Genomic DNA, 20,389 nt, shown 5'->3' on the forward strand with positions numbered 1-20,389 from the left:
TTGGCATAACCCAAAATTCATATCAATAGGGGGTTGTTCTTCACATGTATCGACCGTCAAAACCTGGTTTTCTAGTGTTGATGCTGCTGGTTGTTGCTATGTTAGGTGCGTGTTCGACGGATTCTAAGCCGGCTGCGACTCCTGCTGTTGCGGGTGCAGGGGAAGCAGAAGGTGAGGGTCAGTCTTTAACAAAAGTGAAGATCCAACTCAAATGGGTACCGCAAGCTCAGTTTGCAGGTATATATGCTGCCAAGGAGCAGGGTTTCTTCGCTGATGAGGGCATTGATGCCGAGATTATTCCCGGGGGGCCGGATATCGTCATTGAACAACAGGTCGTCAATGGTGCTGCAGATGTTGGGGTAACCGGGGTAGACAGCTTGCTGGTCAGTCGGGATAACGGACTCCCGCTAGTATCCCTCGCGCAAATATCGCAAAAGAGCAGTTATCGATTAATTGCCAAGAAGTCTGCGGGGATCACCGATCCTACTCAGATGAAGGGCAAGAAGGTGAGTACATGGTTTGGCAGTCAGCAATTCCAGGTGCTCGCCTTTATGGAGAAGAATGGCCTTGATCCGAAGAAGGATATCGAGCTGGTCAAACAGGGATTTACGATGGACCAATTCTTCAATGACCAGGTGGATGTGGCTACAGCAACGATCTATAACGAATTTCATGTGGTACTGGAGAGCGGTGTGAAGGAATCGGATCTGGATGTATTCAACATTGAGGATGCGGGTGTTGGCATGTTGGAGGATACCCTTATTGCGAAGAAGGACTGGGTAGACAGCAATCGGGATCTGGCGGTCAAAGTCACACGTGCCATTCTGAAAGGCTGGAACTATGCAATTGACAACCAAGAGGAGACGGTAGATACCGTAATGAAAAATGTAACCGAGGGCAGCACCACTCGTGAGCACCAAGTAACCATGCTGGAAGAGATTGCGAAGCTAATTCGCCCCGAAGGTTTTACCGAACAGCAGGTTGGCAGCTTCGTCGATGAGTCCTTCACACGGACAGCAGATATCGCCTTAAATTATGGTTTGATCAAAAAAGCCGCAAATCTGGATGAAGCATTAGAGAAAAGTATCTATGAAGATGCAGTGAAATAGATGGAGGAGGATGACGCATGAACTCTGTGGATCAGCAGCCTCAGCCACTTGGGGGTACGAAGGAAGAATGGCTGGAGAAGGACCGTCAATATGTGTGGCATCATATCTCCCCGCATAACGATCATCCGATGATTGCCGTCAGCGGTGAAGGAAGCTGGATTATGGATCAGGATGGCTCACGTTATCTGGATGCGATGTCCGGATTGTGGTGTGTGAACGTTGGGCATGGGCGGGAGGAAATCGCCAGAAGTGCCTATGAGCAGATGAAAGCACTCGCCTATGTCCCGATGACCCAGAGTCATGAGCCGGCAATCCTGCTCGCAGAGAAGCTGAACGACTGGCTGGAAGGGGAGTATCGGATCTTTTTCTCCAACTCAGGCTCGGATGCCAATGAGGTAGCTTTCAAAATAGCCCGTCAGTATCATCACCAGAATGGTGAGCCTACGCGGCACAAGTTCATTTCTCGTCACCGTGCATATCACGGCAACTCCATGGGGGCACTTGGCGCTACAGGGCAAGCGGCTCGCAAGATCAAATACGAACCCCTCGGCGTTGGCTTCACTCATGTACCTCCTCCATATTGTTATCGTTGTCCGTTTGGTAAGAGCAAGGACGGTTGCGGGCTGGAGTGCGCGGCAATCTATGAAGAGGTCATTCGCTGGGAAGGGCCAGAGACTGTAGCCGCCGTCATTATGGAGCCGGTTATTACAGGGGGCGGCATGATCGTGCCTCCTCCGGATTATATGCGCACGGTACAGGAGATCTGTGAGCGCTATGGTGTGCTGTTGATCGTCGATGAGGTCATCTGTGGTTTTGGTCGCTCAGGGCAAAAGTTCGGGCATCACAATTACGGTGTTAAGCCTGATATTGTGACGATGGCCAAAGGGTTGACCAGCGCGTACTCTCCATTATCGGCTACCGCCGTAAGAGCAGAGCTGTACGATTCGTTCAAAGAACCTGGCTCAGATACACACTTTCGTCATGTGAACACCTTTGGGGGGAATCCGGTGTCTTGCCGGGTAGCTCTGGCGAATCTGGAGATTATTGAACGTGAGAATCTAGTTAGTCAAGCTGAGTGGCTGGGAAGTCTACTCCGTGAAAAGCTCGAGCCGCTCTTGTCGCTTTCGGTGGTGGGCGATATTCGTTCCTTCGGATTCGCCTGTGGTATCGAATTAATTGAGGCGGATGGCTCTCCCGCCGGAGCGGATCAGGTGACAAAGGTACTCGCTAGCTGTAAAAAGGATGGCATTCTCATCGGTAAAAATGGGGATACCGTACCAGGGTTTGCAAACATTCTGACGATCTCACCGCCATTCGTCACAACGGAAGCAGAGCTGGATCTCATTGCTGGCAGTTTGCTGACTGCACTAAGTAATCTGGATGCAAGTTCATTAGACATGAACTGTGAAGCAATAACTGTACAAGGAGGAATTCGAAGTGCAGACGACTGCGGGAATCACCATTAATCAGGTTCGATTGGATGAGCGTATTGAACAATTATCTCGTATTGGACGCATCGTAGATACCGGTGTCTGTCGGTTAGCCCTGACACCGGAAGATATGGAAGGCATCATTCAGGTTCGTCTCTGGATGGAAGAGGCAGGGCTTGCCACTCGGCTTGATGCGTTTGGTAATTTGATTGCTCGCTTGGAAGGTACAGACCCAGCGCTACCGCTACTTATGCTGGGTTCACACATCGATTCTCAGCCGTATGGTGGCCGCTATGATGGAGCGATCGGAGTGCTCGGCGCGCTCGAAGTGGTTCAATGTCTGATAGAACAAGGGATTCAGCCTCTGATGTCCATTGAGGTCGTAGCCTTTTGTGATGAAGAGGGTTCGCGGTTCAATAAAGGCCTGTTTGGCTCCCGTGGGATAACCGGACAGTTGGAAGAAGGCGAACTGGAGCGACAGGATAAGCATGGGATGACGCGGCGAGAAGCGATTGAATCCTTCGGTTGCTCCCCAGCACATTTTGCCGAATCGGTATATCCGCCTGGAGCGATTGGTGCATATCTGGAGCTGCACATTGAACAGGGACCTGTACTGGAATCGATAGATGCGCCAGTGGGTGTAGTGACCGGGATTTCAGGGCCATTGTGGCTCACGGTGACCATGAAGGGAATGGCAGGTCATGCTGGTTCGGTTCCGATGGGAATGCGGCATGATGCACTTGTTGGCAGCGCCAAAGTCATTGCTTCGTTTGATGAGATGGTACGCGAAGAACCTGGTGTACCTACAGTAGGAACAGTAGGAAGCCTGAGGGTATTCCCCGATTCGCGCAACATTATTCCGGAGGAAGTTAGCTTTACCGTAGATTTGCGGGATATGGAGATGGCGCGCAGAGATCGGCTGGAAGCCCGGTTCATGCAACTGCTGGAGGATGTAAGCAAGCAACATGGGCTGAGCTATTCGCTCACGGTCGATACCAACAGTGAACCACGATATTGCGCGGAAAGCATCAAATCTGCGATTCACTCATCGGCAGAAGTGATGGGACTGACGTTACCCGAGCTCATGAGTGGGCCTTTCCATGATGCGCTGGCCTTATCACATGTATGTGATTACGGCATGATCTTTGTCCGCAGTAAGGATGGCATTAGTCACCATCCGAGTGAATACTCTTCGCCAGAAGACATCACACTGGGCACTGAGGTCTTATACCGTACCGTTCGGCAGATGTGTAATGGTCACACAGTTATCGACACATTTTCATAAGGAGGCGTTCCAATATTATGGGCAAAATCAAGATTGGTTTGATCCAAGCTTCACACGCTATTGAGGGCACCGCTTCCGTTGAGATACATAAGGAAGCGGCGATACAGAAGCATATCGCCATGGTGCGGGAAGCTGCCGCCAAGGGAGCGCAGATTATTGGCTTACAGGAAGTTTTCTACGGTCCGTACTTCTGCACGGAACAGAGTCCTAAGTGGTATGCCTCTGCCGAGCAGGTACCAGAGGGGCCAACTACACAACGTTTCCAAGCACTGGCGAAGGAGCTTGGGGTAGTCATTATTTTGCCGGTGTATGAGGTGGAGGGCATTGCTTCGTATTACAACACGGCAGCCGTGATCGATGCGGATGGATCGTATCTGGGGAAATATCGCAAACATCACATCCCACATGTGGAAGCAGGTGAGGGTACGAATGGATTCTGGGAGAAGTATTATTTCAAACCTGGAAATCTTGGATACCCGGTGTTTGATACGGCGTACGCCAGAGTGGGCGTGTACATCTGTTATGACCGTCATTTCCCGGAGGGAGCACGTCTGCTCGGTTTAGCGGGGGCTGAGATTGTATTCAATCCTTCGGCAACGGTGGCAGGCACGTCGGAATATCTGTGGAAGCTGGAGCAACCCGCACATGCGGTAGCCAATGGGTATTATGTTGCTGCGATCAATCGTGTAGGGGTGGAGGCCCCTTGGAATATGGGAGAGTTCTACGGTCAGTCCTATCTCGTTGATCCGCGTGGCAAGATGGTTGCCATCGGTAGCAGGGATAAGGATGAAGTAATTATTGGTGAGATGGATACCGAGGTAATCCGGGAAGTGCGCAATGTATGGCAATTTTACCGGGATCGGCGGCCTGAAACGTATGAACATCTCGTTCACTTGTAGAGGTTGTTCAAAAAGTCCGCTTTTGATTACGAAGGATGCCCTGAGGCACAGATAGGGTACACGGTCCAATGAATAATTTTTGGAGGTGCATACGCATGATGAACAGCCCTGGAACCCCCATGTCTGATTATGGATGGGAGAGTCGTTTCACGGAGATGAAACCTGCGATGTCAGGTGCAGAGGCGATGGAGGAATCCAACCGCTGTCTATATTGTTACGATGCACCTTGCATCAAGGCATGTCCAACAGATATTAATATTCCTTCGTTTATACGGAAAATCTCCACAGGTCACCTCAAGGGCTCGGCTCGAACTATTATGGATGCGAATCCGGTGGGAGCCAGTTGCGCGAGGGTCTGTCCAACAGAAGAGTTATGTGAAGGTGCTTGTGTTCTAAACGATTCGTCAAAGCCTATTCGCATCGGTGACCTGCAACGTTATGCAACCGATTGGGCACGCACGAAGAATGAACCTTTGTTCCATCCGGCACCTTCGAATGGACGTACCGTTGCAATCGTCGGTGCCGGCCCTGCAGGGTTGTCCGCAGCCAGAGAGCTGGGGCGTGCAGGGTATGAGGTGACGATCTATGAAGCGAAGGCGAAGGGTGGCGGATTAAATACGTATGGCATTGTATCGTTCCGTTTACCTGAATCCGTCGCATTGTGGGAAGTACAGCAAGTGGAAGCACTGGGCGTACAGATCCGCTATGGCGTTCGTATTGGGGTAGACCTCTCGGCGGATGAGATTATGGAGCAATACGACTCGGTAATTCTCGCTTGTGGCATGGGCGCAGTGCCGATGCTTGGCATTGAAGGCGAGACATTAGAAGGAGTCTATGATGCCATTGAGCTGGTCGAATCGACGAAGCAGGGTGTTCCGCCAGCGCTCCATGGATTGAATGTCACTGTGATTGGTGCAGGTAATACAGCCGTGGATGCGGCAACGTGCTCTGTACGTTTGGGTGCTGAGCGAGTACAGATGCTCTATCGACGCGGCGAGGGTCAGATGACGGCGTATGCGTTTGAATATACATTTGCGAAACAGGAGGGAGTCGAGTTCCGCTGGTTTACGATGCCGAGGCGCATTGTCGGAGATGAGAACGGCCGCGTACGCGCAGTTGAATGTGTGAAGATGCGGCTAGAGACCCCGCCCGGTGGGGGGCGTGCATGGCCTGTACCGGTGGAAGGGTCAGAGTTCACGATTGAGTGTGATACCGTTGTTCGTGCAATTGGGCAGAATCGGTTGTTACCGCTCATTGAAGCCTTTGGATTGAAGCACCAAGGCGGTGTAGTGGAGGTGGAGCCGCACACGTATCGCACATCCCGCTCTCAGGTCTATGCCGCTGGAGATGTTATCTTTGGTCAGGGACAGGGGGAAGCTATGGTGGTATCAGCAGCGCAGCAAGGGAAGATGGCGGCGGCAGCGGTCATGAAGGCATGGCATGGTCAGGTGGAAGAGACAGCATAAGTTTGGAATCATGCCACGCTCGGTTTAATGGCTTCAGACCAACCGGCGGTAGGATCTGATGACTCATCATTTGGAGTAAATGGAGAGAACGAGCAAGCACAAGCTCTGATATCAGGCAGCATCATTGTATTGGAAAACCAATAGCTATCAATATTAAGCAAGTGATATCAATCCACATCTAGGAGGGATCGGTTATGGCTGACTTATCTATTAATCTGGCAGGTATTCGATCACCGAATCCATTCTGGCTGGCATCTGCACCACCAACGAACACGGGATATCAGGTTCAACGAGCCTTTGAGGCAGGTTGGGGTGGCGCAGTGTGGAAGACACTGGGCGAGCCCATTATCAATACATCGTCTCGCTTTGCAGCGATTCATTTCGGTGGGCAGCGTGTTGCTGGTTTTAACAATATTGAGTTGATATCGGATCGACCACTCGAAGTGAATCTGCGAGAAATTGCGGAGACCAAGAAGCGTTTCCCGGATCGAGCGGTGATTGCCTCTCTAATGGTTGAGCCGACGCGGGAGAAGTGGCATGAGATTGTGAAGAAAGTAGAGGCAGTTGGTGTGGATGGGCTGGAGCTGAACTTTGGCTGTCCCCATGGCATGGCTGAACGTGGTATGGGGGCCGCCTCGGGACAACAGCCTGATCTGGTAGAGCTCCAGACCCTGTGGGTGAAGGAAGTAGCAACGACCCCGGTCATCGTGAAGCTTACGCCCAATATTACGGATATTACGGTAACAGCCAAAGCCGCCGTGCGTGGTGGTGCAGATGCGATCTCTATGATTAACACTATCAACTCTCTTGCGGGTGTAGACCTGGATTCGTGGAATACCGTTCCGCATGTAGGTGGTCAAGGAGCGCATGGGGGGTACTGTGGTCCGGCTGTGAAGCCGATTGCTCTGAATATGGTTGCAGAGTGTGCACGTAATCCTGAGGTAGGTGTGCCAATATCCGGTATTGGAGGCATATCCAATTGGCGGGATACAGCTGAGTTTCTATTAATGGGAGCCACCGGCGTTCAGATATGTACGGCTGCAATGCATCATGGTTTTCGAATTGTGGAGGAAATGATCGATGGGCTGAATGATTATTTGGATGAGAAGGGTTTGCAAAGTGTAACAGAGTTAATCGGTCAGACGGTTCCTAAATATTCGGATTGGGGCAACCTTGATCTGAATTACAAAGTGGTCGCTCGTATTGACCGCGATGTCTGTATTAATTGCAACAAATGCCATATCGCCTGTGAAGACACTTCACATCAATGTATCGATATGCTGACAGACCCTTCGGGCTCATATCTTGAGGTGGTTGAGGAGGATTGTGTGGGCTGTAACCTTTGTTCCATCGTGTGTCCGGTGGATGGCGCAATCCAGATGGTGGAGATCGAGCATGAACAAGCACCATTAACCTGGAACGAACGCCAATCGGCAATAGCGACGCTACAGTGGACGCGAGATCAATCAACGAAAGAGGCGATATCATGACTATCCGCAAATTGATTCGTAATGGTGTGTTGGTTACAGCGTCAGATACATTCGAGGCAGATATTCTAATTGAGCATGGCAAAATCACGCAGATCGGCATAGGGCTACTGCCGGACGAACGGACAGAAGTTGTGGATGCATCAGGTTGTTACGTTATTCCTGGCGGCATCGATCCACATACCCATCTGGATATGCCGTTTGGCGGAACGGTTACTGCTGATGATTTTGCGACAGGTACGGCTGCTGCTGCATTTGGCGGCACGACTACGATTATTGATTTTTGTTTAACGCAAAAAGGGCGACCTCTGCTGGAATCCCTCCAGCAATGGCATGACAAAGCAGACGGTAAGGCAGCTATTGATTATGGCTTCCATCTGATGATCGGCGAGATGAATGATCAGGTGCTGGAAGAATTGCCTCAGATCATTGAAGAAGAAGGAGTGTCCTCCTTTAAAGTATTTATGGCATACAAAAACCAATTCCAAGCCGACGATGCCATCCTGTATCAGACGCTGCAAAAGGCGAAGGAGTACGGTGCTCTCGTCATGGTGCATGCCGAGAATGGAGATGTGATTGACCTGCTGGTGCGTGAAGCGCTCGCGGCTGGTCGCACGGAGCCGATACACCACGCACTTACCCGCCCGTCGATCTTGGAGGGAGAGGCAACAGGTCGGGCAGCCCGACTGGCAGCGCTCGCTGATTCTCAGCTCTATGTTGTGCATGTTACATGTGCCGAAGCGGTTGAGCAGATTGCTCGTATGCGGGAGTTAGGGTATCGAATCTGGGGCGAGACGTGTCCGCAGTATTTAACGTTGGATCAATCGATCATGGATCAGCCGAATTTTGAGGGGGCTAAGTATGTCTGGTCACCGCCTTTGCGGGAAGTTTCTCATCAGGATGCATTATGGAATGCACTGAAGAATGGTCAGCTCCAGACGATTGGCTCAGATCACTGCTCGTTTAACTTTAAAGGACAGAAGGATCTGGGGAAGGATGATTTTAGCAAAATTCCAAATGGCGGGCCTGTGATTGAGGATCGACTCAGCATCCTGTATTCAGAAGGCGTCGCCAAAGGACGCATATCTCTGAATCAGTGGGTGGATCTATGTTCTACTCGGGCGAGCAAGCTATTCGGGTTATTTCCGCAGAAAGGTACGCTGGCTGTAGGAACGGATGCAGATATCGTTATTTTTGACCCAGCGATGGAGAGAGAACTTTCTGCTGCTACGCATCATATGAACGTGGATTACAGTGCTTTTGAAGGAATGCAGGTTCAGGGATGTCCTGTTACGGTGCTGTGTCGGGGAGAATATGTGATTCGTGATCAGCAGTTGGCTGGCAAGCCGGGTGCAGGTCAATATGTGAAGCGTGCCAAATACGATGCTGGCGTACCCGTTCCAGTGAAGAAAGTAGTGACAACAACGAGGGGGTGAGAGGCATGTCCGAGACAGAGGCATTTGAAGTAGAAAAAATAGCGATTGAACGTATGGTCGCTCTGGGTTACCGCATCTATACGGTGCAAGAGCATCTGGAGGGAGCGGATGTCGTCTGGGAGCATCCGGATCAGCCGGGAGAGTGGAAGCAGCAACACGTAGGCACTGCCTCCGGCCGAAAGTGGTTTGGATACTTTCTCGTGCAGCAACTGCGAGAGCAGCAGGGTGCATAGTGAAGCTATGCGATCGGGCCGTGGACATATTCATAACCATAGATGGCAAGCTCGATCGCAACTCTTTTCTCAGGAAGGACATAGTCTTCTCCTAGAAGGGACTCGATTTTGTGTAATCGGTGATATAGGGTCTGCCTTACGATGAACAGACGGGTAGCGGTCTCTTGTTTGGAACAACATAGCACGAAATATTGCTTGAGCGTATGCAGGAGTTGCCCACCCTTTTCTGCATCATATCGAATGATTGGCCCCAAATATTCCTCAATAAAATCCTCCAAACTTCCACTCTGCTTCATACCCGCAATAATACGGTAACAGTGAAGGTTGCTGTAGAAGGGCTGCTGTATCGCTCCGATATCCTTTTGAATCGACAGTGTTTCTTTGGCTGAATCTAAGCTGTCTTTGATACGAGAGAGGTTAGCACAGCTCTGACCAATGCCTAACAGACCTGAGAATAGACAATGTGTTTGATCTGCTTCATGATGCTGGAGTTGTTGAATGCAGCTCCATAGATGGCTTTTGCGCTGAACTCCAGGCTGAGGGTCAATGATGATGAGAATGATCTGATGGTTAAGCACGGTACTGTAGAGGGTGAAACCTTCTCTTGAGAAGATCGAGCGGGAGACGATGTTGCGCTGAATGAGGAGCTTCTGAAGCTTGAGGCTATCTGAATAACCCGGGATACGGTCGAACAAAATGACGGTGCCTGTGCCTGTTGCAAGAAGGGGACTAGCGGTGGATAGATATTCGTATATTTCTTTGGCAGAATGATGGCCGTTGAGCCAATCGATGACCCACATATCTTCCTTGTATCGGCGCTTCTCCTCCATGTACTTGGTGCGCATCCAGTCCTGGGCAATGGCAGCAGCACAGCGTTCCATGGCTTGAAGGATGAATTCATTGGAAGGTTGATGCGGGTGCTCCAGATCCAGATCATGATTAGATGATTTTGCTGTGGTGAGTACGAGGTCGGCAAAGGTATACTCTAGCGCTTGCACAGACAGTGAGAGCATACCCGGAGAGGAGCAGAATTCGGTTGGCGTCGTATGTTCGGTATGACTTTCCATTCTTGTTGACTCAGACTTCCGATGCATGAACCAGGACTGGCGGCGCGCTTCCAGCTGTTCTGGTGCATTATAGGGTACGGCACTTGCCTCACCCTCAGGTGGATAGAGAGCTACATCATAACCCGTCGTACGTGACAACAATCGAAGTAGTGGCTGCACACCATCGCCATTGAGCAGAAGTTGGTTGAATGAGGTGGTCAGGGTATCAAGTTCAGCGATCAACCGCTGGTGACTGCGGAGCAAAGTAAAATGCAGATCTTGCGTAATATCGATATAACGAACTTGTTCATGGAACCAGATTAGTGGGAAATCCTCGGCAGAAGCGATCTCTTTCATCGCCCCAAGCTGGGATTTGGTATGTGCTCCAAGTTCAATACATAACCCCGCAGCCCCATGCGCAATTAACTGACGTAAAAATGAAAGTCCTTGCTGCGCATTATCCTGCCATCCAATGCCTGTGGTTAACACCAGTTCACCGCCGTTGAGCAGGTTCCCCACTTCAGGCACCTCCATGATATGTACCCATCTTACGTACCTCGTCAGCGCACGTTCACTGGCGAGTACCTCTGCTTTGCGAAATACCGGACGTTTCAACATATCCCTCATCTGAATATGGAGCGTTGTTTCCCCCATACCCTCACCGTCCTTCCCATGGTATGTCCTAGCAATACCCATATCGTAAACCTTAGTATAAAACCATTCGGCACAGATGAGATGATCTCTTACACTCATTTGTGTGATTTCTCAAAATGGGTGGTTTGTTTTGTCGTATAATTCAAATTTGCCATCGTTCTAACTACAAAAAATACTCTAACTACAAAAAAACACCCCTTGGTCTGATGTTGGAATATAAAATCATTCCAATACATCCCAAGGGGTGTGAATTGTTAATCTAGCTTAGATCATGAGTCTATCTTTGCGACCACTTAATCTTCGATTCTTTTCTTTTTGAACTTCATCAGGAATTCATACACAATCGGTACGATCACCAGTGTGAGCAGCGTAGAGCTGATCAGACCACCGATAACGGTAATTCCGAGACCTTTGGAGATAATCCCCGCGCTCTCTTCCAGCCCTGTAACGAGTGGAAGCAATGCACCAATGGTAGCAAGAGCGGTCATCAGAATTGGACGAAGACGTGTTGCTCCGGCTTCCAGCAAGGCTTCACGAGTAGACAATCCTTCGTTTTCCTTGTGAATTACGCGGTCGATGAGGACGATAGCATTCGTGACCACGATTCCGATGAGCATCAGTCCACCCATCATGGCAGATACGTCGATTGTACCGCCTGTTACGAACAGACCTACCATAATACCGATAACGGTGAACGGCAGGGAGAATAAGATGGCAAATGGCGCAAGTCCGCCGCCAAATGTAACAACGAGCACAAAGTATACAATAGCGATGGCTGCCAACATGGCCAGACCCAGCTGTGTAAATGTGTCATTAATTTGTTCAGTCGTACCGCCAAACTTCACTTCCACACCATCTGGCAGATCGATTTTGTCGATATTAGCCTGCAGGTCCTGTGAAGCTTGCGCTACATTAGAAGCGAGAATGTTAGCTGATACCTGAACAACGACCTTACCATCAATACGCATGATGGAGTTCGGTGAAGTGCCTTCTTCCACTTTAGCGACATCTTTAATGGGTACTTCAATGCCGAGCGGTGAAGTGACTGTTTCGTTTTCAATCTCTGAAAGGCTATTAAACGTCTTTTTGTCCGTTTCGACATATACTTTATACGTTTTATTCTCGATGTCTACTTCGGTAAGCACAGGGCGTTCCCGCACTGGGCTCAGTGCCATAGCCAGTTGACCTGCAGTCAAACCAAGCGAACTTAGTTTCTCCTGATCTGCAACAAGCGTATATTGCCCGTAGGTATCAGAGAGTGTTGTATCTGCTTTTTCGAATGAATCCGTATCTGCTTGTACAAGCTTCAGAATCTCATCGGAGACAGGTTTGATCTGTTCTACACTATCGCCATAGATGGAAAGGCTCAGACTGCTGCCTCCCAGACCCCCAGACATATCAAGCTCGTTCCAGGTTCCTACGGTAACTTCGTTCTTCAAACCTTCTACAAGATCTTTCTTCACTTGGGTAAATTCTTTGGTATCTTCGTTGTATTCAATATAGAAAAGTGCAGAGTTGGAGCTTCCTCCACCCATGCTGCTCAGTGGGTTACTGCCACCGATGGAGTATTGCATTTTCTCCAGACCAGGTTGCTGCAACAGCCACTTCTCAGCGACAAGAGCCTCTTTTTCCACATCTTCACGCAGAGCTCCCGTTTCTGGACTATACGTAACCATTACATATTTATCTTGCTGCTCTGGCAGGAAGCTTGCTCCGATGAACGGATACAGGAATAAACTACCGACCAATACAAGTACAGCGACACTTACCGTAATAAGTTTATGAGACAACGTCCAGTTCAAGAGTCGTTTGTACGTATCCGCAAGCTTGCCTGGTTTTTCTTCATGATTTTGCTTGTTCTTGATTCCTTTGCGGAACAAGCTGTGTGCTAGCATTGGTACGATCGTTACCGCAACAACAAGGGATGCCAGTAGGGCAAAGACCATCGTCAAGGCAAACGGCAAGAACAACTCACCGACCATACCGCTCACAAGTGCGAGTGGAAGGAACACGGCGATAGTAACAATGGTAGAGGAAAGGATTGGTACGAACATCTCACGGGTTGCTTCCCGGATCAATTCACGACCTTTTAATTTCTCTCCTTTGAGCGTTAAACGGCGATAGATATTCTCGATAACAACAATGGAGTCATCCACGACCCGCCCAATAGCAACCGTCATGGCACCGAGGGTCATCATGTTCAACGTGATGTCCATTACATTCAGCGCTGTCAGTGCAATGAGCAAGGAGAGCGGAATGGAAATAACCGAAATGATCGTAGAGCGAATATCACGCAAGAACAACAGAATAATCAGAATGGCGAACAAAGCACCAAACATCGCTTTGTACAACATGGTATTTACGGAATCTTGGATAGGTTTACCTTGGTCAAGTAAGACCGTCAGCTCCGCGTTTTTGAATTGGGATTGCAGTTCTTCTGCTTTTTTCTTAACAGCATTGACTACATCAACTGTATTGGCATCATTGGACTTAACGATAGAGATCCCGATGGATTCCTTACCGTCTGTCCGAGAGATTGATTCTGCTTGACCAATAACTTCGATCTTCGCAATATCACTTAATTTAACCGTTGGAATGCCAGGTGCTGCATTAGCTGCGCCCGCAGGATTACCAGTGCCAGCGTTACCGCCACCAGCTTGCCCAGCAGCCTGGTCAGATCCTTGTGCAGCCCCTGGTGCTGTACCTTGGCCCGCTTCACCAGCTTGAGCCGATGAGCCATCTGTTGGTGCTCCCGTGCCTTGTGGGGCAGTAGCTGCACCATTACCTGCAGATGCGCCTGCACCACTTGGGATAACCGGAATAGCGAGGTTGTTCAGGTCATCAATATCAATGATATTACCATCAACAACGACAGCCTTTTGTGCTTTATCCAGTTCAAACAATCCAAGAGGTACACGGACAGAGGAACCTTGAACGATGCCTTTGACTGTGTCTTCCGTCAGACCCAGTTCGTTCATTTTGTCCTGATCAAATTTAAGTTGAACCTCTCTAACGTATTGACCGGAAACTTGTACCTGAGCGACACCGTCGATGTCTTCAAGTGCAGCCTGAATATCGTTCTGTGCGAGTCTCGTCAGTTGTTCCAGATCCCCGCCATCCTTATCGGACAAGCTCAGTGATACAACTGGGAATGAGTTAATGCTGAATTTGGAAATGGTCGGTTTCTGTACGCCATCTGGCAGTTGCACTTCGTTCAGTGCTTCACGAACTGCTGCTGTGGCATTGTCTAGATCGGTTCCATAATCGAATTCAAGTGTAATGGAAGAGGCATTCTCCATGGAGGTAGAGGTGAGTGTTTTAATCCCATCGACGTTCCTCAATGTCTGTTCTAGTGGTTTGGTGACATCCTCAACAATTCCTTCTGGTGCCGCACCAGGATCAATAGCAGTAACGGCCAGAAATGGAACGTTGATGTTTGGGATCGTCTCCTGCTTCATCGTTAGTCCACTGTATAGACCGGTGGCGGAAACGATGATGGTTAGAATCCAGATCGCAAACTTGTTGTTCAGTGAAAAGTTAATAATCCCTTTCATACGGTGGTTTCTTCTCCTCTCTGTTCTCCCTGTTTTTTATTGGTTTGACGAGTCAGCTTGGATAAACCGGCTATACATGGCATCCATAATGTGCTGAAGCTCGGAGTGCAATGGCTGAATGGCAGGAATGTGATTTAGATTGTGCATCATACCCAGAATAATGGCGCGCCTTGGCGTGAATTCCATCATCTCACGTTTTAGAATGGCGATGGTTTCCAGCGCATCGGTACGTAGTTGTCCTGGTTGCAAATCCGACGTAATGATATCCTGCATCTGTTTAATAATGTGAACCGGGTGACGCATGACCGTAGAATCTGCATTGAATTCACGCGTCCATGCTGGCCAGTGATCTAACATAACTAAGGGCGCAGGCTTGTGCTCCAGCAGTCCATGTGCCGCGTAATCCATCGTTCGAAGCAAGTTGGCAGCCATTTTGGCAACGGTGAGTGAGGGCATTTCCGTGAACCAAATTTTGACGTAGGAGAGAAACAGACCTTGCGTAAGCAGCATCAAATCAATGATATATGGTTCAATCTCGGGGCCATACAGAGCCTCAAGCTTATCCTTGAACCAATGTAAAATGCGAACCTCTAGCTCTTTGTGCTGCGGGTTGCATTGTTCGTGATGCTTCTGTTCATCGTCCATCATCATGCTGCGCAGTTGTACACGCAAAAATTCTCTCAGCTCGGATACATGGATGAGCAGTGTTTCGATCTGCTTGTGCAGACGTTCTCTTGATGTGAGGCCAGCTTCTTGCTCAATCTGGGTCATTTCATCAATGAGTGTAAACATGCAATATTCCAAGGTGCTGGACTCTAATTCCTCTTTGGATTTAAACATAAGGTAGAGGCTACCCTTAGACATTCCGCATAGTTCAGCAATCTCTTGCATGGACGTTGCAGCACTGCCTTTGGCAGAAAACAGCTTGAGGGCTGTGGTAATAATGAGCTTTTTCTTCTCATTCATTTCATGGATAGGGTTCATTAACGATACATTCACCTCGTTGCGGAACTTGTGAGTTCTCGGATTGACTTCAAGGTCAAAACAAGTATAAACGATCTGGAAGGTTAAATTCAAATGGGAGGAATTTGGAAGAAATGAAGAGGGGGAATACGTACCTAATGAGGTAATATTCCACCCTGAAAATCATAAATGGCGAGCAGGATCACCGCCACGAGGGAGAACAGGAAGAACGCGGCTAATAAGATCAGGAAGGTATACCCTGTGAATGCGCCAATACGTCTCCATATTTTCTTCATCCAATCAGCCTCCTCTTTTCTCGAAATAATGATATCTTCTACTTCCATCATCATATCTCAAAAAGACGACTTCCTGATGAAGTCGCCTGTTATTTTACGTAAAATATTAAATTTATTACAATCGGTTATCGCTCATTATCGTTTAACATTGCAATATCACTTGTTCTTGCCGGATACGTTACGTAATTAATTTCAAACCAACAGCTGCGACCAGAATCATCGCAATAAATAAGAGCCGCTTCGCTTCCTTGCGTTCACCGAACAGGAACATGCCTGTCAGCGTGCTGCCTACTGTACCGATTCCTGTCCACACAGCGTAGGCTGTACCCATAGGAATGGAGGTCATTGCGTAGGACAGAAGAGAGAAGCTGAAGACAAATGAAACCAACATCAGCACGATATAAGGCCAGCCTTTTTTGGAGGAAGCACCATTGATACCGATGACGCCAAAAATTTCACAGATGCCTGCACCGACGATTGCTAACCATGCCATTATGCTGCACCTTCTTTCGTTGACTGCTGCTGATCTGTGACCAGTTTAAGTCCAATGACACCGCAGAGCAATAAGCCGATCAGCAGCATTTTAGCGAGTCGGAATTCCTCACCGAACAGCACCATCTCCGTTAGCACAGTACCCGCTGTACCAATACCTGTGAAGACAGCATATACGGTACCGACAGGCAGTCTCTTGGAAGCGGCAATGATGAGTCCAAAACTAATGACGATGGCGATCCCCGTCAGTGCCCATTCTAATGCATTAGAAGCGTGCTTCAGCCCACTCACCCATACAATTTCTATAATTCCTCCGATAAAAACATATAACCAGTTACGATTCATGATGGTGAATCTCCTTCCAGCGCGATAGCTCGTGCTTCTTCGTTCAAATGATGTATGCCATGCCAAAAAACAGGCCAGGATGCTTCAAGGCGTCGTTTGTATCGACGTGAGCTTCCATAAATAATCTCCACCGTAATACCGTCCAGGAACGTCATAAACGCAATAGCTACTTGTTCTGCTGGAACAGACGGTAGTTCTCCATGACGTATTGCACGCTCGAATAGCCTGATCAATGCGCGTTCCATGCCATCTAGAAACGGATACACAAGATCCATCACTTCGCTATAGAGATTCAGTGGTGGATAATAACAATTGCGCAGCATAAAACGTGCGGATGCATGGGCATGGTACTCTTCCTCAAACCAGAATAGTAGACCCTTCAGCCGTTGCTCTAGTGGTATATCCGCATGGTCACGGAAATATTCGAGTGTGTGCCGCCGTACCTCCTGAAATGCGAACGCGAGAGTGTGCAAAAATAAATCATCCTTGTTGCTGAAATGTGCATATATCGACGGTTTCTTAATCCCGACTTCATCTGCGATGGCTCTCAGTGATGCTCCTTCATATCCATCTCTAGCAAAATGAAAGAGCGCGGCATCCCGAATCGAATGTGCAGTCATAATATCACCTTCCTAACGGGCGTTAGGTAATTATATTTTCACATTTTACATCCCGTGTCAAGATATCAAAATCCGCCTGCACGATAACGCACAGGCGGATCAACTATAGCTGTATTAGATTAAACTCACTATCCCTCTGGGAAAGGAATCAAAAGGTCGTAAAGCCCAAGATGAGTTGAAGCTTATACAAAATTCCTTTCAAGAACGTTGTTTTCTCCTGAAATTCATCGAGATTCAATGTAAACTCAGCATCATCATTATTCCAAATACGATCAAAATAATTCGCAACATTTTGAGTGAATTCATTATCTGGAGGGGCAGCAACCCAGAGGTCGTTTTCCAAATTGTAATCATTCAAGTTTCGCGGTGTGAAATTGGTCGACCCGCCAATAACGATGTGATCACCGCTTGCTTTGGCGATGTACATCATCTTGGTATGGTATTGTTCCTTGGTTGTGTTATACCAACGAATCTGGATTTTGCCGTCTGACTTGCCATGTAGCTCAGCAGCTACTGGCCGATTCGGAATGCCGATCTTCTCCTGACCAAACGCATTCTCGTTTGGATCGAGTATAAGCCGAATCTCTGTTCCGCGCTCTGCCGCTGCGAGAAGTGCATCCAGCACTTTAGGTGAGGCAATGTAGAACATGCCCATCCATAACACGTCACCCTTTTCGGCTGCGTTAATCTCATGCAAGGTTGCATCATTTACTTTGCCTTCGGTCAAATAGCGGATACGCAGGTCACCCTCGTTCGAGTTAGTGCTCGAATCCACGGACGAATCGTTGGCAGTGGGAGAATATACGGGCACAGTTCCACCCCCAGAAATGTCTAATACCGCCTGTTCTGAGCGAAGGATATCCTCAATGATGGGGCCAGAGACTTCAAAGGCAATGTTGGAGTGATAGGCGCTCGCGTCATGGATATTGCCCGAAGATACAATCGCTATCTTCTCACTGACGACGACTTTGCGATGATTGGCTTTTACATTTAATAGTTTTAGGTAAGACCGCAAGGTAACATCCGGGCCGTCGCTTGCCATTAGGTTAGGAATCCATCCTTTGCCGGACTGTCCGAACCATTGGAAGAAGGTACGCCACACTGCCGAGTATACCGGCGTAGAGTCGCGGAGTGGATCGACATTGGTGATGACCACGTGAATTCCCGCTTGTTTCATTTGTTGAAATAGCGGGTTCGGCGCTGAATTATAGTTCGTATTTACTTCGTCAGTAATAAACCAGATGTCTATATCTGGATGTTGGTTCTTTTTGGCTATCATCGCATCTGTGAATTCTGCACTGATCGGTGGGAATCGTTGCCCTTCGTGCTGATAATCATTAAATAAGAACATATCCACGAGAACGAATTGTTCAGCATCTTCAACGACCTGCAGCATACGTTGGTAAATCTGCTGTTCATGTTCCATAAGTCCATCTTCGGATGGGTACGTCAGATCATGAAGAAACTGTACTTGATCCGTACGATACTCCGGACTTTCATAGGAGATGCCTGATGGCAGCGGTTTATAAGTCTGATAGAGCATGACTGCGATGAGCCATAGAATAAGCAGACCTAGAGCTGCGCGTATGTATGGGAAGCGGCGTCCGGATGCCTTGGATTTGGTTGATGTGTGGCGAGAAGAAAACAAGCAATGACCCCCTTTCATAAGTTAGCTGACTACTATTACCACGCTGCAATGAATGTTGACGCACAGGACTGGGTATAGGAGAGAAATTGGACAAGCCAGGTGCTACTAAATTGTCTTGATGAATCGACAGGGGTGTAGCTGTTGTGTATAATGAGTGTATTATTTTTGTAGAATGTTTTAAATTTCATATAATCTCGAAATGTGAACCTGGCGGAGACGGAAAAGGCCACGGCAAGCATTTCAGAGCGTGTTTTATTTGGATATTTTAAGAAAGAGAGTGGGGACTAAAGTGTATTCCATCAAACAGGTCGCTGCCATGCTGGACATTCCAACGGTAACGCTCCGAGCTTGGGAAAATCGTTACAGCGCGGTCACTCCTGAACGAACGGAATCGGGTTATCGGTTATATACAGATGAAAATGTTGAAGATCTGCGCTGGTTGAAACAGCAGGTTGAGCAACATCAGACCAATATTTCAGAAGCAGTGCGGATGTTGAAGGCGAACAAAGCCAAGCCAGCGGAACCATTCATTCCCACCCCGAGTACGACTCCTGTTCCCACCATGGAAGAATCGTACCAACGGATTGCGGATCAAATTTACGACTCCCTATATCAATTCCAGGGTGAACGAGCCAACGGTCTGATTGATTTTGGCTTTACGATGTATGGTTACGACTCGATGTTCTATCATGTACTTGTGCCCATTCTAGTTCGGGTTGGTGATGCTTGGGAGCAGGGAAGAGCCTCTGTAGCGCAAGAGCATTTCATGACCCAACTGATTTCACAACGGTTTTATCAGTTTTTCCATCTGTTCCCGATCTATCCGCACTTACCCAAAGTCCTAGCATTGTGTCCAGAAGGGGAGCATCATCAGGTGGGGTTGCTGCTATTCTCCCTGTTTATGCGTAAAAATGGAGCTGAGGTGCTGTACCTTGGAGCCAACACGCCGGAAGAGGGCATCTTTCCAATTATTCGTGAGCAGAAGATCAAGCTGGTCTGTCTCTCCATTACGAGCCCAGGATTGATGGAGCGTTGTGATCAGTTGGTGAGTCGGATTAAAGATGAATTCCCGCACATGCGCTTTGTCCTTGGAGGAAAAGGATATGAGCGTGCCGAACAAGCAACCTATCCAGATTGGATTATGCCGGAGCATTCGTCAGAATGGCAAGGTTGGTTAGAGCGGGAGTACTTGGTTGATATGCCACCAGGATTACAGTATTAACTTAGTAGAGCGACATGTTGTAATGGACAGGTTTAATGTATGGCTCAAACGATCAAGTTATGTGAATTTGCGTCATATGTATCGATATTCCATAAATAAGCTTGATCATAAGCATCCTTGAACGCAGCTGCGGTAAGGGTGTTTTTTTGCATTCAATGCGATGTTATGTGCATTAAACAGGAAGTGTAGAATGTACAGTTTACA

Annotated in this window: 17 protein-coding genes; 9 read left to right on the forward strand and 8 right to left on the reverse strand. The window is 48.5% G+C overall.

What is annotated here, in order from left to right:
- Positions 1-44 precede the first annotated feature (44 nt).
- The 8 genes from MH215_RS20960 to MH215_RS20995 all read left to right on the forward strand — a co-directional run bounded on the left by MH215_RS20960 (position 45) and on the right by MH215_RS20995 (position 9,345).
- Entirely contained in the window at positions 45-1,109 is a 1,065-nt protein-coding gene (locus MH215_RS20960) for an ABC transporter substrate-binding protein (protein ID WP_239293154.1), read from the forward strand.
- 17 nt (positions 1,110-1,126) lie between these two features.
- Positions 1,127-2,575, forward strand: a complete 1,449-nt coding sequence (locus tag MH215_RS20965; RefSeq protein WP_275446266.1) for an aspartate aminotransferase family protein — start codon at positions 1,127-1,129, stop codon at positions 2,573-2,575.
- Positions 2,547-3,824, forward strand: a complete 1,278-nt coding sequence (locus MH215_RS20970; protein WP_239293155.1) for a M20 family metallo-hydrolase — start codon at positions 2,547-2,549, stop codon at positions 3,822-3,824. The genes MH215_RS20965 and MH215_RS20970 overlap by 29 nt, the downstream gene beginning before the upstream one ends.
- 17 nt (positions 3,825-3,841) lie before the next feature.
- A complete protein-coding gene (locus MH215_RS20975; RefSeq protein ID WP_239293156.1) occupies positions 3,842-4,723 on the forward strand; it encodes a nitrilase-related carbon-nitrogen hydrolase in 882 nt (293 codons plus the stop codon).
- A 98-nt stretch (positions 4,724-4,821) separates the two neighbouring features.
- Positions 4,822-6,189 carry an NAD(P)-dependent oxidoreductase gene (locus tag MH215_RS20980; RefSeq protein ID WP_481857468.1) on the forward strand — a complete coding sequence of 456 codons (1,368 nt, stop codon included), beginning with the start codon at positions 4,822-4,824 and terminating at the stop codon, positions 6,187-6,189.
- 194 nt (positions 6,190-6,383) lie between these two features.
- Positions 6,384-7,679, forward strand: a complete 1,296-nt coding sequence (gene preA / locus MH215_RS20985; protein ID WP_239293157.1) for an NAD-dependent dihydropyrimidine dehydrogenase subunit PreA — start codon at positions 6,384-6,386, stop codon at positions 7,677-7,679.
- Positions 7,676-9,112 carry a dihydropyrimidinase gene (hydA, locus tag MH215_RS20990; protein WP_239293158.1) on the forward strand — a complete coding sequence of 479 codons (1,437 nt, stop codon included), beginning with the start codon at positions 7,676-7,678 and terminating at the stop codon, positions 9,110-9,112. The genes preA and hydA overlap by 4 nt, the downstream gene beginning before the upstream one ends.
- 5 nt (positions 9,113-9,117) lie before the next feature.
- On the forward strand, positions 9,118-9,345 hold the full coding sequence (locus tag MH215_RS20995; RefSeq protein WP_239293159.1) for a hypothetical protein: 228 nt from the start codon (positions 9,118-9,120) through the stop codon (positions 9,343-9,345).
- A 5-nt stretch (positions 9,346-9,350) separates the two neighbouring features.
- On the opposite strand, the gene MH215_RS21000 is transcribed toward MH215_RS20995, so the two are convergent.
- The 8 genes from MH215_RS21000 to MH215_RS21035 all read right to left on the reverse strand — a co-directional run bounded on the left by MH215_RS21000 (position 9,351) and on the right by MH215_RS21035 (position 18,981).
- Complete coding sequence (locus MH215_RS21000) at positions 9,351-11,045, reverse strand: PucR family transcriptional regulator (RefSeq protein WP_239293160.1); 1,695 nt, start codon at positions 11,043-11,045, stop codon at positions 9,351-9,353.
- Positions 11,046-11,338: 293 nt separating this feature from the next.
- Complete coding sequence (locus MH215_RS21005; RefSeq protein WP_239293161.1) at positions 11,339-14,599, reverse strand: efflux RND transporter permease subunit; 3,261 nt, start codon at positions 14,597-14,599, stop codon at positions 11,339-11,341.
- 36 nt (positions 14,600-14,635) lie between these two features.
- Complete coding sequence (locus MH215_RS21010; RefSeq protein WP_239293162.1) at positions 14,636-15,583, reverse strand: TetR/AcrR family transcriptional regulator; 948 nt, start codon at positions 15,581-15,583, stop codon at positions 14,636-14,638.
- A 134-nt stretch (positions 15,584-15,717) separates the two neighbouring features.
- Positions 15,718-15,858 carry a hypothetical protein gene (locus tag MH215_RS21015; RefSeq protein WP_239293163.1) on the reverse strand — a complete coding sequence of 47 codons (141 nt, stop codon included), beginning with the start codon at positions 15,856-15,858 and terminating at the stop codon, positions 15,718-15,720.
- Between the two features lie 178 nt (positions 15,859-16,036).
- On the reverse strand, positions 16,037-16,351 hold the full coding sequence (locus MH215_RS21020) for a DMT family transporter (protein WP_056702138.1): 315 nt from the start codon (positions 16,349-16,351) through the stop codon (positions 16,037-16,039).
- Positions 16,351-16,695 carry a DMT family transporter gene (locus tag MH215_RS21025; protein ID WP_239293164.1) on the reverse strand — a complete coding sequence of 115 codons (345 nt, stop codon included), beginning with the start codon at positions 16,693-16,695 and terminating at the stop codon, positions 16,351-16,353. Before MH215_RS21025 ends, MH215_RS21020 begins: the two co-directional genes overlap by 1 nt.
- Positions 16,692-17,315, reverse strand: coding sequence for a TetR/AcrR family transcriptional regulator (locus MH215_RS21030; RefSeq protein WP_239293165.1), 624 nt, complete (start codon positions 17,313-17,315; stop codon positions 16,692-16,694). Before MH215_RS21030 ends, MH215_RS21025 begins: the two co-directional genes overlap by 4 nt.
- Positions 17,316-17,463: 148 nt before the next feature.
- Complete coding sequence (locus MH215_RS21035; protein ID WP_481857466.1) at positions 17,464-18,981, reverse strand: phospholipase D family protein; 1,518 nt, start codon at positions 18,979-18,981, stop codon at positions 17,464-17,466.
- A gap of 271 nt (positions 18,982-19,252) precedes the next feature.
- Here MH215_RS21035 and MH215_RS21040 point away from each other — a divergent pair, with 271 nt between their 5' ends.
- The gene (locus MH215_RS21040) at positions 19,253-20,185 is read left to right on the forward strand and encodes a MerR family transcriptional regulator (protein ID WP_239293166.1); all 933 of its coding nucleotides are present in this window, start codon (positions 19,253-19,255) and stop codon (positions 20,183-20,185) included.
- Positions 20,186-20,389: the final 204 nt, after the last annotated feature.

This window comes from Paenibacillus sp. ACRSA, assembly GCF_022346845.1.
Lineage (GTDB): Bacteria > Bacillota > Bacilli > Paenibacillales > Paenibacillaceae > Paenibacillus.